Origin of the sequence: Psychrobacter sp. Ps4 (genome assembly GCF_022129285.1) — a bacterium.
Classification (GTDB): Bacteria; Pseudomonadota; Gammaproteobacteria; order Pseudomonadales; family Moraxellaceae; genus Psychrobacter; species Psychrobacter immobilis_A.
This window is the reverse complement of sequence record NZ_JADQAK010000009.1, coordinates 101,553-117,025: the sequence shown is the minus strand read 5'-3', so window position 1 is coordinate 117,025 and position 15,473 is coordinate 101,553. Positions and strand designations below refer to the sequence as shown.

Below are 15,473 nucleotides of genomic sequence, written 5' to 3'. Positions count from 1 at the left end.
TTACTCTCAGTGAAAGGCACAATGGCGGGCAGTACAGTTATTCTTATAACCAGTGATATAACAGTAGTCGTGAATAAGCTGCTCTTGACCGCAAATTAAAATGAATGATAGAACAATAGCAAAAATAATAGTCAGCTATTTTACAATTAGCAAGTGGTACATAGGATGACTAAATGATAAATAAATAATATATATATGGATAACACCTACGGCGCATCGGTCGCATAGAGTACGCGAAAGCCTGTATTTAAACAAGCAATTTACACAAGGCACTAAACGCTGACGAAGCAGCGTTTGTGTTCTCTAAAATTGTAATCAACCCGTTGGCTTAACGACAATATCAAACATACTATCTAAGTAAGCATTAACCGATAAAAAGCTTAGCGGGCTAATTGCCAAATAGCAACCTGTCCTGATGTGCTCTGCGTCATTAAGCGGCTGCCTTGTACTTGCAAGCTACTCAAAGCGCCCTTGGTTTGTACACGGCTAACGATTTTACCGCTAGCTGGATCAAATAAGTGTACCATGCCGTCAAAATCACCCACGGCAATATAGTTGCCAATCATTACAGGATTGGTTAAATGACGATAAGCCAGCTCTTCACTTTCCCAAAGAACCTCACCATTACTGCGATTATAGGCAACCACTTTGCCCTCTAAGCTGGTACCAATCACTTGCTGGTTATTTACAGCAAGTGACTTTAAGCTGGCAAGCTCGTTGACAAACATGACTTGACGCGAAGCCAAATCAATACCTAATAACTGACCGCTATAACTGATGGCAAATAGCTGGTTTTTATCGACGATCGGCGTACCATCGACATCACTCATGCGCTCAACTTCACTACTACCAGTGCCAACGCCAACACGTCTTGACCACTGCGGTAAACCACTATCAGTCGTCACCGCATGTAAACGACCATCAGCAGTCGCTAATAACGCCGTTTTGCTGTCTAATAACGTTGGCGCCGCACTACCGCGCACACTGATGGCTGGAACTTGTGTGGCAAACTGCCAGACAGACTGACCTGTCTGTAGTGACAAGCCATGTAAAAAGCCATCGTTCGCTGATAGAATGACACGGTTATTGGTAATTAAAGCGGGTGTCAATACTGATCCTGATAGCTGCTTCTGCCAGCGTTTTGCACCAGTTACACTATCAAATGCCATTACTTGACCACCGCGTGTGCTAATAATCGCTGTTTGGCTTAAAGCATCTAAAGCAACACCGCCCGTGATTTGATCGCCAACGTTGATAGACCATAAACGTTCGCCTGCACTGTTAAAACCGGTCAAATCCCCACCGCGCGATGCAGTGACGATTTGTCCATTGACATAACCTACTTGCAAATCTAATGGATCTTTTTTACTGGCTTTTTTATTGCCAATATCTGTGCTAAAAACCGGTTGTAACACACTGATGGGCTCAGCAATCTGTACCAGTTTGACTGGATCATTGACGACGGGTTTAATACCGCGATTACACCCAATCACCGCAGTGCTCATCACTGCCAATACTGCCACATGCATCACCGTCGATTTGATGGTTTTAGCTTTTGATATCTTGCTAGAGCGAATAGATTGAGTCATTATGAGTTCTCACTACAAATAAATTATTATTAATTAGTAAATTGGTTATCAGTAAGTATAGGATCGGCGCTTAGTACTCACCAAGCACATTCAATGAGTACTGGTGGTCTGTCCGATGCTGTTTTACTGCACCACTTAGCTTGTAGAACGGTTATAGATACGCGCTATTGACTAGCAATTATCAGGCATTAGGTAGAACGCAAACGCTATTATTGGTTAACAGCACTTGTTACTGTACAATTATTGCGCAACCTCGGCAGCAGCATTTTCTTCCACTAAGGGCTGTGCAGCACTACTTGACTCTTGAATCAGACTGACTGGTTCGTCGATAGGCTCAGGTACGATGCCTAGACTCTCCATCTTTAATGCCAATACTGCACGCGTCTCTTGACGGTTGCGTAACAACTCCCAAGCATTATTATAAGACTTGATCGCTGAGTCTTTATTATCTTTTGCCAAATAAATATCCCCTAACAACTCTTGTTGGCTGGCTTCAAATGAGCTTGGCATATCATTATTGGCTTCTGCTAATGCAGCATCCGCATCGCCCGCCGCCAGTAACGTTGTCGCATAGCGCAAACGAGTAATTGCCTGTAAACCTGCATCACCTAAGTCAATAGCCAATGCTTTTTTGAGGGTTTCACTTGCCTCGGCAAATTCATTATTATCTACTTGCTGACGCGCTTTAATCATCAGTGCCTGCCAAGCGTAAACCGACTCACCATGCTTGCTAACTAGCGCATCAATATCTTTATTTAGCTGGGTGCGACTTTGGGCAAGTGCTGCTTGTGCTTCTGCTTCCAAATCAGGGTTTTGTGAGGCCAAACTGACTTCTTCATTCAACCGCTGAATGTCTGCATAATGATCTGCTGCAACGGTGTCTACGCGCGCATGGTTGTCCTGCCAATATGTCCAACCAAAATAAGCGGCCAGTGCCAACAAAATCGCAGTGACAATATAGCTGCCATACTGCTTTAACGCTTGCATTGAGTTGTCTGCATTCGGCGAATTGGGTGTCAGAGCCATATATGTTTACCTGATAAAAGTGTTATGAAATTGCTAATGCTAAAACCGCAATCGATTACTGACGGATAAAATTTTCTTTGTTCGACAGCCAGTCTGTCGCAACCGTCTGTTGTTCGCCCGTCTGCATGTCTTTAACGCTGAGGGTATTATCATCCAGCTCTTGCTGCGCAATAATAACGGTCAATGCAGCACCTGACTTATCGGCTTTCTTCATTTGCGCTTTTAGGCCCGTCGCACTCGCCATTTTCACCCGAATATCTGGGCGACTATAGCGTAGGCTTTGAGCATAGCCAATACCAGCACTATAAACTTCTGGATGCGCAACCACGAAAACATCGCAAGCGGGAACATCAGCAATCGGCGCAACCGCTTCCATTAACAGTAATAAACGCTCAAGCCCCATGGCAAATCCAACAGCAGGCTCAGATTTTACTGGCTTATTGCCATCAGTACCGATGGATTTTAGTTGCCCGATCAAACCATCATAACGGCCGCCCGCACAAACGGTCGCTTGGCTACCAAGCTTGTCGGTCACCCACTCAAAAACCGTTTTGTTATAATAATCAAGACCGCGTACTAAGTGCGGATTGATCTCAAAATTAATACCAAGCTCAGTCAGATACGTTTGCACTTGTTCAAAGTGTGCCACGCTCTCTTCACCTAAAAAGTCAGCAAGCTTAGGCGCGTCTACCAATAGAGCTTGGGTGCTTACTTCTTTGCTGTCTAAAATACGTAGCGGATTGGTGGTCAAGCGGCGCTTGCTGTCTTCATCCAGCTGATCTTTTTTATCGGTTAAATAAGCAACCAATGCTTCGCGATAAGCATAACGCTCATCAATTTCGCCCAGACTGTTTAGCTCTAAATGCATCTCATCTTTTAAACCCAGCTCTTGCCACATCAAATGGGTCATGGCGATCAGCTCAGCGTCAGCGTCTGGTAAGGCACTACCAAAGCTTTCAACACCTATTTGATGAAACTGACGATAACGACCTTTTTGTGGACGCTCATAGCGAAACATTGGACCGATATACCATAACTTTGGCGTATCACCGCGCAGCAAGTTATGCTCAATCACAGCACGTACTGCACCTGCTGTACCTTCAGGGCGTAGAGCCAACGGCGTTGGTGGCTCAGACTTATCGGTAAAGCTATACATCTCTTTTTCGACAATATCAGTCGCGCCGCCAATGGCACGCGCAAACAAATCGGTTTGCTCAACGATTGGCAAGCGAATATGCTCAAAGCCGTATCTGCCCAGTACTTCAGCCAATATCGCTTCTAAATGCAGCCATTTTGCGGACTGATCAGGCAAAATATCATTGAACCCTTTGATAGCTTTAATCATGGTACGGTCGTATCCTTAAAAATTTTAACAAGTGTCTCTTTTATTTTTTGCTCATAATAGTGTTTTATTTTACGCGGATAATCTCATTTTCGCGTTTTTTAGCCAAATCTTCGGCATGTGCGCGTACCATACCTTCTATTTCATCGACCAAATTGTCGGTATCGATAAGATGGCTTTTTTCACCCATACGATATACCAAGGATCTTGGGGCGGCACCAACAATGCCAATATCGGCCTCTTTCGCTTCACCAGGACCATTTACTTTACAGCCGATCACAGACAGGTTCATTGGTTCACGAATGTCTTCTAAGCGCGACTCTAAAGCGGTCATAACTCGAATCACATCAAACTCTTGGCGCGAACAGCTTGGGCACGCAATAAAGTTGACACCATTAGAACGTATATTGAGCGATTTTAAAATATCAAAGCCGATTTTAATTTCTTCTTCAGGCTCTGCCGCCAGTGAGATACGAATGGTATCACCGATGCCATCTAACAATAAACCGCCAAGTGCAATCGCGGATTTAACCGCGCCCGTACGATAAACGCCCGCCTCGGTGACGCCTAAATGCAGCGGATTATCAATTTGGGCAGAAATCAGGCGATACGCATCCAAGGTCAAAAACACATTACTGGCTTTAACCGATACTTTATATTGATCAAAATTTAGACGCTCTAATATATCAATATGGCGCATGGCTGATTCAAGCATCGCCTCGCCAGTTGGCTCGGTATATTTGCGCTGAATGTCTTTTTCGAGCGAGCCTGCATTGACACCGATACGAATAGGGATGTTGTAATGTTTGGCACAGGCGACCACTTCACGTACTTTTGCATCGCTACCGATGTTACCTGGATTAATACGCAGACAGTCAGCCCCTGCTTCGGCAACTGCTAACGCAATCTTGTGGTCGAAATGCACATCTGCAATCAAAGGCACGCTGACCAGCTTACGAATTTCGCCAAAAGCTTTGACCGTATCCATCGTTGGCGTCGACACCCGCATCAAATCCGCACCAGCTTCAATGCAGCGTTCGATTTGAGCGACAGTTGCTGCCACATCGCAAGTATCTGTATTGGTCATACTCTGCACACTAATCGGCGCATCACCACCAATCGCGACATCACCGACATATATTTTTTTGGTAAGGCGACGGTTAATAGGCGCTGACGTTGACATAGACAAACCCTTCAGTTAGAGCGAAAAAACGCAGAAAAAATACACTTATAATAGCTTGCAGATAGCAACTTTTAAAAATAAATCTTGTACAGCAGTCGATAAGACTAGCATTCAAAATTAGCCGCTTAAAAAGTTAAGGCGCTAACTCAAAATTGGCTTGCTTATCCGTTGCATAAGTATTTAGCGCAACCGCTTCTTGGTTAAGCATTATGCTGACATTATCGACATTATCAATTTGTACATTAAACGGCGGCGTACCTGACAGTTTATAATCCCCAGATGTCTGCGAGCCACTCATTAGGCTGCTACCAGAGGCATCAGTAATACTCACGACGGCGGTATCCGTCAGTTTGACATCTAAAGACGCTGGACTTGCATCGCCGCCCAAGTTTAGAGCAGAGCCAGAGGCACCAACGCCCATCTCATCAGTATTGATTGCCGCCCCTTGCGCTTGCTCTATCGCTGAGACGTCTTCGACCGTCGATACTGGCCGCTCGATATTCTCTTTACTTGCATTACTCACCATGCGAAATAAAAAAATCGCTAAAACAATGACACCAATAACGGCGATGATCAGTAGTGGGTTAAAACGAATTCGATTGTGCGTATCACGTTGCAACGTGCCCATTGGACGCAGTGGCGTATCCGTGTTATTCACTGACTTGGCTTTCAGCTCCGTAGGATAAGCGGCATCAAAGCTGGTTGCTATTTTTACAGGATCCAAACCCAAAAACTTAGCATAATTGATGGCAAACCCACGGGCAAAAGCAGCTTGCGGCATCTCCGAAAAATTTTCATTCTCAAGCGCTTGCAAATGACGCTTTAAAATAAATAACTCGGCAGCTACCTCGTCTAAGCTGACTTGCTTATTTTTACGGGCTTGCTGCAACACGGCACCAAATGATCCCTGAGCGTTAGATTGAGTGTTTAATGATGGGGTGGTCATTTCCATGGTGCCTCTGGATTGTTAAGCCAAGTCTTAAGTTGTTTTGCTTCATCACTTAAAGGATAAGCAGATAAAAGCTGCTGTGCCAATTGCTGGCGCGTCGTTATGTTATTTTGTGCAGCGGCCAATTTGATACCTTGTAATAGCAAGCGCGGGCTAATGCCCTGCCCTTGCACCAGTATCAAGGTTTCATCATAAAGCCTTTGAGCCTGTGGAACACGTTGCTGCTCAAGCAGTAAGTCGACCAACTCGATATGGGCAATAATACTATTACGATTGCCATCAAGTGCCCGTAAAAATGCTTTAGCAGCCGCACTGCGATCCCCTAGCTGTAAGTAAGTGCGTCCTAGATTCTCTAGCGCACCAATACGACCTTCGTAACCTAATGCTGAACCCGCAATCTCAAACTGCTCTGCCGCCTCACGATAGCGCTTCATTTGTGACAAATAAACGCCATAGTTATTGTGGGCTTGCTCAAAATCTTTATCAAGCGCGATCGCTTTTTTAAAATACTGATCGGCTTTTTCGAGATTGAGTCGACTGCCCTCTTGCTGCAGCAAAACGCCCATCATATCATAGGCTGGCGCGTAACGGCTATCGGCAGCAAAGGCTTTTTCGAGTTGACGCTGAGCAGTATCAAGCTCATTTTTGCGGATATATTGCGCGGCAAGTGAAGTGCGCACGCGAGCAATTTCTTGTTGATCTAAGTTACGATTGTCATTGGGTCGCGTAGACGTTTGATAAGCCGCGATGTTTGTCAAATCATTGGTCGGCGTGCTTTGACAACCAGTGAGCAGCAACCCTATCAATGCCGTCACTAATACCGTACGCTTCGACATCGCTATTGGGTCAATAGCCACTTGTCCATTCGCTGTACTCAATCGCTTATAAGTCTGAGAAAATATTTTTTGATAATTGAACTGACAAGAATTTCTAGAAGTCATCATAGCTGCCATCATAAAACTGTGATTCAATGCGTTCGATCCTCGAGGCATCAGTTTAATAGATTTAGCCCGCATAAGTACAATTTAGTTGTCATTAATTGCTGTGCACATCCAAACTAATCGTTGTTGCTACATTTTTATTACCATTGCGACAGATAAAAGACAAATACGATGCTACATCGAAAATGTCTATTCACCATTTACATGACCATCATACTAAACACTTTCACGATCCTTGATGCTTTGCTGCCACGCGGCTGAACGACGCGTTCTATCAGCAACTTGCCCAACCAATTGACCACATGCCGCATCAATATCATCACCGCGTGTTTGACGTATGGTACAAACAAAACCTGCTTCACTTAATATATTACTAAAGGCATGAATACGATTATTACTCGATTTGTCATAGTTTGCATGTGGGAATGGGTTAAACGGTATCAGGTTAATCTTACTTGGTAAATCGCCCAATAATGCGACCAATTGCTCAGCATGCTCATTACTATCATTGACACCATCTAGCATCACATATTCAATAGTCACGTGTTTTTTGTGGCGCGGATTTACTTCAAAAACGTAATTTCTTGCAGCTGCCATCAACTGCTCTAGCGGATATTTTTTATTGATCGGCACTAATTCATTACGCAGCTCGTCATTTGGTGCGTGCAATGAAATCGCTAAAGCCACGTCAAGCTCCTGTGCCAACTCATACATTTTTGGCACCACACCTGAAGTCGACAAAGTAACACGGCGTTTTGATAAACCATAAGCATGGTCACTGAGCATCAATTCCATCGAGCTGACAACGGGACGATAGTTTAATAACGGCTCGCCCATGCCCATCATGACGACGTTGGTGACGTTGTTTTCCCATAAACTATGGTCAACATTTTCTAAACTGTCGTTTTCATCGGTCATATAAGAGGCATTTGCCACCCATAACTGTCCAAGAATCTCAGCCGCCGTCAAATCGCGCTCAAAGCCTTGCTTACCCGTACTACAAAAGCTACAGTCGAGCGCACAGCCCACTTGCGAAGAGACACACAAGGTTTTACGACCGTTTAATTTGCTGTCATCTGCGGGAATTAATACGGTCTCGACCAACGAGCCACCCGTGACTTCAAATACCCATTTACGCGTGCCGTCATCACTATATTGACGATGAATCACTTTTGGCGGAATGACGCAGGCATTGGCTGATAATTTATCACGCAAAGATTTACTCAGATTGGTCATTTGCTCAAAATCAGTGACACCCTGCTGATATATCCACTTGATGACTTGCGTCGAGCGAAACGGCTTTTCGCCAATACTCTTAAAGTATTCCGCCAGCTGCGCTTGTGTCATACCTAGTAGATTGGTTTTCGCCTGCGCCTCGTCTACTAATTTTATACTCTTAGTAGTCTTAGCAGGTACGTGTTGGACGTCAGTTTGAATAGGAGTTTGAGCAGTTGACATAATAAATAACCTTTTTGCATCTACTGGTATAGGCGATACAATTGTTGAGATGGGTGTTGCTAGTCGTACTCAATATATGAGTGCATGAGCAATCCGTTATGAGCGCATTTTTTACCAAAAACCGAAAGTAATATGCTGATAAAGGATTGATAACGCTATATAAAATCAATAATGAGGGAGAAAAGTTAAAATTTCAACACTAAAATTTCAATGCATAGTCAGACTATTATAATAGCTAAAACGGCTTATACCAAAAGATATAAGCCGTTTTACCACACTAATTATTAATCAGCACTATTATTTATAACAGTGGCTATCAATAAATACTGCTACTAACGCGTACGTGCACACACTTCTTCTTCATTGAAGAAGTAGCTGATTTCACGTGCTGCTGATTCAGCTGAATCTGAACCATGAACCGCGTTTTCATCGATGCTGCTAGCGAAGTCAGCACGAATAGTGCCTTCAGCGGCGTCTTTTGGGTTAGTAGCGCCCATGATGTCGCGATGCTTAGCGATCGCATTTTCGCCTTCTAATACAGATACCAATACTGGGCCTGAAGTCATAAATGATACTAGATCGTTGTAGAATGGACGCTCAGCGTGCTCAGAGTAAAAACCGCCCGCTTTTTTATCATCAAGTTGCATCATTTTAGCGGCAACAATTTTTAGACCTGATTTTTCAAAACGATCGTAGATAGCGCCGATGTTGTTGCCAGCGACTGCGTCAGGTTTGATGATAGATAAAGTACGTTCGTTAGCCATGAAAAGCTCCTAATAAATAATGAATTCGATAAAAATGAGATGGTAAATACTTTGTTTTATCTTTGGCCGCAATGTTGACTTGGGCAGATTTAAATAACTCATGGTCTATCAATGCGATAATATGAGCGCCAACACAGGATTGCTGCCTATTATAATGATTAGCGCTATAAATGATAGGGTTAATTTATGACCGCACCTTGCATAAAAGTAAATTTATTACCGCAGCGTATCTTAAGACAAAGTGAGCATTCATCAATAGCAGATTCTTACCCTACGTATCTCATCACTAATTATCTTTGTCATTAATAAGCATAAAACCAACTTGGCGAAAACTCTATGTAAGTGTTACCAAAAAAAACCCCTCAGCATATAATGCTAAGGGATTTTGTTAATACGCAGCTATGAAGGTCACTGCTTTCAAGCAATACTAGAAAACAACTACTCACCTAAGCGGCTGTCGCGGCAACTGCCAGCGCTACATTCACGCACACGATCATTTAAGAAGTTCACTCGCTCAGTTGTCACCCGAGTCGCACAGCCCATATTGACAAAAAATCCTTCATCATTATTATAACTACATTGGTCATTACGCTCGCGTATCCACGCCAGTTGTCCGCGCTTTAATTTGGATTTTTGCTGGCTATTTAACTGCTTAGCCAATTTTGCATAAGAACTATTCAGCTCTTTATCTGCCTCCAAATATACTTTCGTTAAGCAATATAAATCATCAAAATCATTGTTGGGTTTATCACAGTTTTGCGCGCCCCATGACAGCATAGGAAACATAAAAGCCGCAGACGTTAGCAGCGCTAAAGCTGTTTTTCCTATAGAGTGCTTGATAATAGTCGCTTTCATCACGTTTTCCTTTTTATATATTGATAAAATTACATTCATTTATGACATAATATACCAATTAAACCAGAATAATGTTAGCAATTCTCTCCTTTATGCTATTTTTTCTTATCTCAATTTATTCAATTACCAGATATCTTGATTTTTTATCGTTAGAAACTAATAGTGATTGACATTTTTTATCACTTGGCATTAATAGTAGTTAGCATAATAAAAAATGATGAGACATTACTCATAAAAAAAATCCCAATGCTCAGCACTGGGATTTTTTATGAACGCTCAAACTAATTAAGTTTTATGATAAGAAACTAAGCATCATACGGGTCGCGCAATACAATCGTCTCTTCGCGGTCAGGACCGGTTGAGATAATATCAACTGGGCAACCAATCAACGCTTCGATACGTTTGATATATTTTTTCGCATTTTCTGGAAGTTCATCATAGTTAGTGATACCAACGGTTGACTCACTCCACCCTTGCATCGTCTCATACTTAGGCGTGACTGACTCATAGAATTCAGCATCATGTGCACCTGCACATTCAGTTTCAGGCAAGTTATAACCCACACCGATTAGTAGCTCTTCAAGACCATCTAATACGTCAAGCTTAGTCAAGCAGATACCTGACATAGAGTTCAGTACCACGGCACGGCGTAATGCTTCCGCATCGAACCAACCACAGCGACGCGCACGACCAGTGGTGGCACCAAATTCATGACCGACTTTTGCCAAATGCGCACCAACATCATCAAATAGCTCAGTTGGGAATGGACCACTACCGACACGGGTAGTATAAGCTTTAGTGATACCAAGTACGTAATCTAAGTACAATGGACCGATACCTGTACCAGTCGATACGCCGCCAGCGGTTACGCTTGAGCTGGTCACAAACGGATATGTACCATGATCGATATCAAGCAATGTACCTTGCGCGCCTTCAAACATCAGGTTCTTACCAGCCAAACGCAATTGATTAAGGTCTTCGGTTACATCAGTAACCATACCTTTAATTTCTTCTTTCCACTCTTGGCAAAGCTTAAGTGTCTCATCAAAATCAATCGCTTCAACTTTATAATATTGAGTCAATTGGAAGTTATGATATTCGATTAAGTTGCGGAGTTTTTCTTCTAAATCATCACGGAACAAGTCAGCAAGCTTGATGGCACGGCGCGCCACTTTGTCTTCATAAGCAGGTCCAATACCACGACCTGTCGTACCGATTTTTCCAGTACCGCGCTTAGCTTCGCGTGCTTGGTCAAGTGCCACATGATACGGCATGATAAGTGGGCAATTCGGTGATATGCGCAGACGCTCACGTACCGGCACGTTGTTGTCTTCTAGCTCTTTCATCTCTTTTAATAATGCGTCAGGTGCTAACACCACGCCGTTACCGATAAAGCAGGTAACGCCTTCACGTAAAATACCTGATGGGATTAAATGTAGGATGGTGGTTTTGCCATCGACAACTAACGTGTGACCAGCGTTATGTCCGCCTTGAAAACGTGCAACTGCTGAAGCTTTTTCGGTTAGTAAATCGACGATTTTACCTTTACCTTCATCGCCCCATTGGCTACCCAAAACTACGACATTCTTACCCATGATCAATCCTTACCTTTATGTATTGAGGTGTGTGCAATAACGGTTTAAAGCCTGTGATAACTTTCGTTATCTTGATTTTAAAGACGTTAAAAAATGGTAATAATATTAATATTAAAAACTAATGCTTAAATACTCTGTAACTGCCAATGATTATCTATAAAGCTCAAACGATGCGTCATATCAGAGGGACTATCTTCTGCATTCAATGGCATGGTGACGCGATAGCCTTGCTCACGTAAACTCTCAACCTGCTGTAGCAGTATCTGTCTCTGTTCTTGGTTCGCACTGCTCAATGCTTCATAGTCGACCAATACGATGATTGGCGCCTCAAGCTGAGTGTGTGCAAGCAAACGACTGACATCCATACTAAAACCAGTGGCTTCACGTGGCTGATTGACTGCTAACTGATTGCCGCTTTGCATACCATCGAAACGACCGCCACGTACCAGAGGTTGCGTCTCACTATTGATATAGCCGTTGAACACAATACCCGTGTGGTAATGATAGCCTGATAATTCCGTCACATCGATACTCACAGGGCATTGCCACTGGTCTTGTAGATGTGTTTTTAGACGTTGTAATTCATTGATAGCAGTCGCGACTTGCGTGTCCTGCTGTGCAGTCTCTGACAATCTCGCCAATAGATTGGTAATATCATGACCAAAACGTGCCAATGCATAAAAATCATCACCCATTGACAATAACTGGCAGACACGCTTTAGCTCTGGTAGATTTTTATTGGCATATAAATGCATGAGTTGCTCAGTGTCATTATCAGACAACGCTGCCAACTCAGCCAAGCGTTTGAATATCGCCACATGACCCAAGTCTATATGTAGTGCAGCACTCATATTTAGCTTATTTATCATGCCAAACAACACATCTATCAGCTCAATATCTGCGGCAAGTGAAGCACAGCCAAATATTTCAGCGCCGAGCTGCAAAGGCGTACGTGAGCCAAACAATCCTGATGGCAAGGTATGAATCACATCACCTGCATAGCAATAACGTGCAATACCTGTACCGCCCCAATGCGCATCAATACGCAAAATCTGCGGGGTAATATCCGCACGCAGACCCATCAAGCGACCCGTTAGCTGATCGATAATCTTGAAAGTTTGACGCTTTAAATCTTCTGAGGCGCCACTCAACAATGATTCAGTAAATTCAATCATTGGTGGATTGACCAACTGATAACCATGAGCAATAAGCTGCTGAGTCAGCTGATACCTAAGCACTTCTTGCTTACGCGCATCTTCGAACAGCACATCCACCACCCCATCAGGCAACAACCAGCTATTGGCAACGTCGCTGGCAAGGTTGTTTAAATATGGCATGCTAGTAGAGGTAGCAGTGTTTTCAGCAGGCTGAGCCGCCGCTTCATTAGTCGTATTTAACTGGGCAAGTTTTGCAGAATCAGAACTGACAGACACAATAAATCCTTGTTTGGCGTATCGCTTACCAAAAACGCGGTACTGATGCGGTACTTAAAGGTTATATTTACAATTGCATTGACGCCATGCATTTTTATTTTTAACGCGCAACATCATTGACCCAATTATTAATAAACAAACTAGGTAGCCGCAAAAGGGTGAGTAATAAGTATAATTTAGAATGATAAGACGAGTATCTTTATGCGCTAATAAACGGCGTTAAATAATCAAGGCACTTTATGCTTTAGTTTAGCATAGCAGCCAAGGTTCGCCTAGTGACAATTAGCCACAATTACTATCTAATTACGTCTTATTAGCACTTAATCTATGAAGGTTATCTATAGACTATATAAGTAATCGTTGACTCAAAAATGGTTACCATCATTTTATATCACAAAGAAAATAATGAGCAAAGTGAGAACAACGCCTTCGATACCGACTCATGGTACACTAAGCCATATTTTTATCTCGGAAGCCTTATGTCATTTGATTACCACCCAAACCCTGCCAACAATCAAGCCAATGTCTTAGGTACGGCACTTGCCAGCTGCTGCTTTGACCCTATTACCGGTTATTACCGCAACGGCTTTTGTCATACTGGCAACCATGACGTTGGTCAGCACACCGTATGCGCCAAGATGACCAGCGAGTTTTTGAACTTTTCTGCCAGTCGCGGCAATGATTTGATTACGCCGCTACCTGAGTATGGATTTTCTGGCCTCAAGCCTGGTGATTATTGGTGCATTTGTGCGTTACGCTGGGTTGAAGCTTTGGACTTTGATATTGCCCCGCAAATCAAACTAGAAGCTTGCCACGAAAGCTTATTGAGCTTGGTCGATATTGATACTTTGAAAAGTTACGCCCTTTAATAACGATCATTATTAACAACAATCATTATAAGTTCTGATTGTGACACGTTTTTTACTTTATAAAGGGAGGGTGTATGGAAAACAATAACGACCAGTTGATAAAAAAAACCGCGCGTATTGCACCTAACTCTAATATCAATCGTATTTACGCCGATATGAATGATGAACATCTCTATCTAGACAATGACGACAGCTATATCTATGGCGATGCTGATACCACCACTGAGGACACCATCGAGACCATGACGGTCTACGATCCTGACTCTGAACGCTATGAAGATATTGACTCTTCCAGTGCCGATGAAGTCGTCAATTGCTATGCTTACTCACGTAAAACGGGTGAAAATCTCGATAAATTGGCGCTAAACGATGTTAGTCGTGCCTTAAATAATAATGGTCAGTTTATTTGGCTTGGTCTCTATGATCCAAGCCTAGAAACCATGGTCAAAGTCAAAGAAGCCTTTGGGCTACATGAACTGGCGATTGAGGATGCATTTGCCGATCACCAGCGTGCCAAAGTCGAGAACTATGACAATGACATGGTGTTTGTGGTATTGCGTACCGCTAAGCTTGAGGACAATGTCATTCGCTATGGCACCACCGCGATATTTATGGGCAAAAACTACCTGATTACCATCCGTAATGGTCCATCCAACTCCTATGCACCTGTCCGTGAGCATTGTCATCGTCGACCTGAAAAGCTGCGTATGGGACCGATATTTGTACTGCATGCTATTCTCGATTTTATCGTGGATAATTATATGCCGATTACCGATCGTTTAGGTCGCTATTTGCGTGAGCAAGAACGTTACGTGTTTACCTATGAGTTTGATAAAGGTACATTAAAAAACCTTTATGAGCTCAAATCGCAACTCGTACACATGCGGGCGATTATTTTACCGGTACAGGATATCTGTAGTTTTTTTATCAATCATAAAAAAAGCGAGATGGTCTCTGGGTTTTCTCAAGCCGCTAAGCCCTACTTCCGCGACGTCAATGACCATTTACTACACTCATTAGACGCCATTAATGGTCTAAATGAGATGCTGAGTGTGGTCATGAATACCTATATGGCCATGGTTAATATGGGACAGAACGAGGTGGTGCGTAAGCTTGCTGCTTGGGCAGGTATTTTAGCTGTACCGACGGCCATTGCAGGTATCTATGGGATGAACTTTGACTTCATGCCCGAGCTGCATTGGCAATATTCCTACTTTGTCATCATGCTCATCATTGGATCATTATGTGGCTATTTATATTACAATTTTAAAAGACTTAAATGGTTATAACTAAAATTTATAGTTGATGTTTCATTGATAGTCAGCGTTCAGCTTTTAAAAACAGCATCCTTGGTGGTGCTGTTTTTTACTTTATTATTGATAATAATTCTTATTTGTAATACTATTCACATTTATTCTTGCTAAACTCTTGCCGCCATTTCTACTATTCCAACGCCATCATATACGATT

The 15,473-nt window shown here is 42.9% G+C and carries 13 protein-coding genes; 2 read left to right on the top strand and 11 right to left on the bottom strand.

The genetic code is table 11. The annotated features are described in order from the left end of the window. Positions 1-380 precede the first annotated feature (380 nt). The 11 genes from bamB to I3252_RS07240 form a co-directional block, all read right to left on the bottom strand. Positions 381-1,589 (bottom strand): outer membrane protein assembly factor BamB, encoded by a 1,209-nt coding sequence (bamB, locus tag I3252_RS07290; RefSeq protein ID WP_045451756.1) that lies wholly within the window; start codon positions 1,587-1,589, stop codon positions 381-383. A gap of 240 nt (positions 1,590-1,829) precedes the next feature. Beyond that, the gene (locus tag I3252_RS07285) at positions 1,830-2,615 is read right to left on the bottom strand and encodes a tetratricopeptide repeat protein (protein ID WP_238034714.1); all 786 of its coding nucleotides are present in this window, start codon (positions 2,613-2,615) and stop codon (positions 1,830-1,832) included. Between the two features lie 55 nt (positions 2,616-2,670). Further along, positions 2,671-3,960, bottom strand: coding sequence for a histidine--tRNA ligase (gene hisS / locus I3252_RS07280; protein WP_238034713.1), 1,290 nt, complete (start codon positions 3,958-3,960; stop codon positions 2,671-2,673). Positions 3,961-4,024: 64 nt separating this feature from the next. Further along, a complete protein-coding gene (gene ispG / locus I3252_RS07275) occupies positions 4,025-5,140 on the bottom strand; it encodes a flavodoxin-dependent (E)-4-hydroxy-3-methylbut-2-enyl-diphosphate synthase (protein ID WP_238034712.1) in 1,116 nt (371 codons plus the stop codon). A 133-nt stretch (positions 5,141-5,273) separates the two neighbouring features. Continuing rightward, complete coding sequence (locus tag I3252_RS07270) at positions 5,274-6,086, bottom strand: helix-turn-helix domain-containing protein (protein ID WP_238034711.1); 813 nt, start codon at positions 6,084-6,086, stop codon at positions 5,274-5,276. Then, positions 6,083-7,033, bottom strand: coding sequence for a type IV pilus biogenesis/stability protein PilW (gene pilW / locus I3252_RS07265; protein ID WP_238034710.1), 951 nt, complete (start codon positions 7,031-7,033; stop codon positions 6,083-6,085). Before pilW ends, I3252_RS07270 begins: the two co-directional genes overlap by 4 nt. A gap of 213 nt (positions 7,034-7,246) precedes the next feature. After that, a complete protein-coding gene (gene rlmN, locus I3252_RS07260; RefSeq protein WP_060490621.1) occupies positions 7,247-8,488 on the bottom strand; it encodes a 23S rRNA (adenine(2503)-C(2))-methyltransferase RlmN in 1,242 nt (413 codons plus the stop codon). Between the two features lie 332 nt (positions 8,489-8,820). Then, the gene (gene ndk, locus I3252_RS07255; protein ID WP_238034709.1) at positions 8,821-9,252 is read right to left on the bottom strand and encodes a nucleoside-diphosphate kinase; all 432 of its coding nucleotides are present in this window, start codon (positions 9,250-9,252) and stop codon (positions 8,821-8,823) included. Between the two features lie 438 nt (positions 9,253-9,690). Beyond that, on the bottom strand, positions 9,691-10,107 hold the full coding sequence (locus I3252_RS07250; RefSeq protein ID WP_055124482.1) for a lysozyme inhibitor LprI family protein: 417 nt from the start codon (positions 10,105-10,107) through the stop codon (positions 9,691-9,693). A 305-nt stretch (positions 10,108-10,412) separates the two neighbouring features. Continuing rightward, positions 10,413-11,702, bottom strand: coding sequence for an adenylosuccinate synthase (locus I3252_RS07245; protein ID WP_045444847.1), 1,290 nt, complete (start codon positions 11,700-11,702; stop codon positions 10,413-10,415). Between the two features lie 125 nt (positions 11,703-11,827). Next, the gene (locus I3252_RS07240) at positions 11,828-13,135 is read right to left on the bottom strand and encodes an ATP phosphoribosyltransferase regulatory subunit (protein WP_238034708.1); all 1,308 of its coding nucleotides are present in this window, start codon (positions 13,133-13,135) and stop codon (positions 11,828-11,830) included. A 479-nt stretch (positions 13,136-13,614) separates the two neighbouring features. Between I3252_RS07240 and I3252_RS07235 the strand changes: the two genes are divergently transcribed. Then, positions 13,615-14,004 (top strand): DUF2237 domain-containing protein, encoded by a 390-nt coding sequence (locus I3252_RS07235; protein ID WP_238034707.1) that lies wholly within the window; start codon positions 13,615-13,617, stop codon positions 14,002-14,004. A 74-nt stretch (positions 14,005-14,078) separates the two neighbouring features. Then, positions 14,079-15,293, top strand: coding sequence for a magnesium/cobalt transporter CorA (gene corA, locus I3252_RS07230; protein WP_201539563.1), 1,215 nt, complete (start codon positions 14,079-14,081; stop codon positions 15,291-15,293). Positions 15,294-15,473 lie beyond the last annotated feature (180 nt).

Excerpts from the sequence above, each read along its gene's own strand:
- bamB (WP_045451756.1), bottom strand. The coding sequence starts at position 1,589 with ATGACTCAATCTATTCGCTCTAGCAAGATATCAAAAGCTAAAACCATC.
- I3252_RS07285 (WP_238034714.1), bottom strand. The coding sequence starts at position 2,615 with ATGGCTCTGACACCCAATTCGCCGAATGCAGACAACTCAATGCAAGCG.
- hisS (WP_238034713.1), bottom strand. The coding sequence starts at position 3,960 with ATGATTAAAGCTATCAAAGGGTTCAATGATATTTTGCCTGATCAGTCC.
- ispG (WP_238034712.1), bottom strand. The coding sequence starts at position 5,140 with ATGTCAACGTCAGCGCCTATTAACCGTCGCCTTACCAAAAAAATATAT.
- I3252_RS07270 (WP_238034711.1), bottom strand. The coding sequence starts at position 6,086 with ATGACCACCCCATCATTAAACACTCAATCTAACGCTCAGGGATCATTT.
- pilW (WP_238034710.1), bottom strand. The coding sequence starts at position 7,033 with ATGATGACTTCTAGAAATTCTTGTCAGTTCAATTATCAAAAAATATTT.
- rlmN (WP_060490621.1), bottom strand. The coding sequence starts at position 8,488 with ATGTCAACTGCTCAAACTCCTATTCAAACTGACGTCCAACACGTACCT.
- ndk (WP_238034709.1), bottom strand. The coding sequence starts at position 9,252 with ATGGCTAACGAACGTACTTTATCTATCATCAAACCTGACGCAGTCGCT.
- I3252_RS07250 (WP_055124482.1), bottom strand. The coding sequence starts at position 10,107 with ATGAAAGCGACTATTATCAAGCACTCTATAGGAAAAACAGCTTTAGCG.
- I3252_RS07245 (WP_045444847.1), bottom strand. The coding sequence starts at position 11,702 with ATGGGTAAGAATGTCGTAGTTTTGGGTAGCCAATGGGGCGATGAAGGT.
- I3252_RS07235 (WP_238034707.1), top strand. The coding sequence starts at position 13,615 with ATGTCATTTGATTACCACCCAAACCCTGCCAACAATCAAGCCAATGTC.
- corA (WP_201539563.1), top strand. The coding sequence starts at position 14,079 with ATGGAAAACAATAACGACCAGTTGATAAAAAAAACCGCGCGTATTGCA.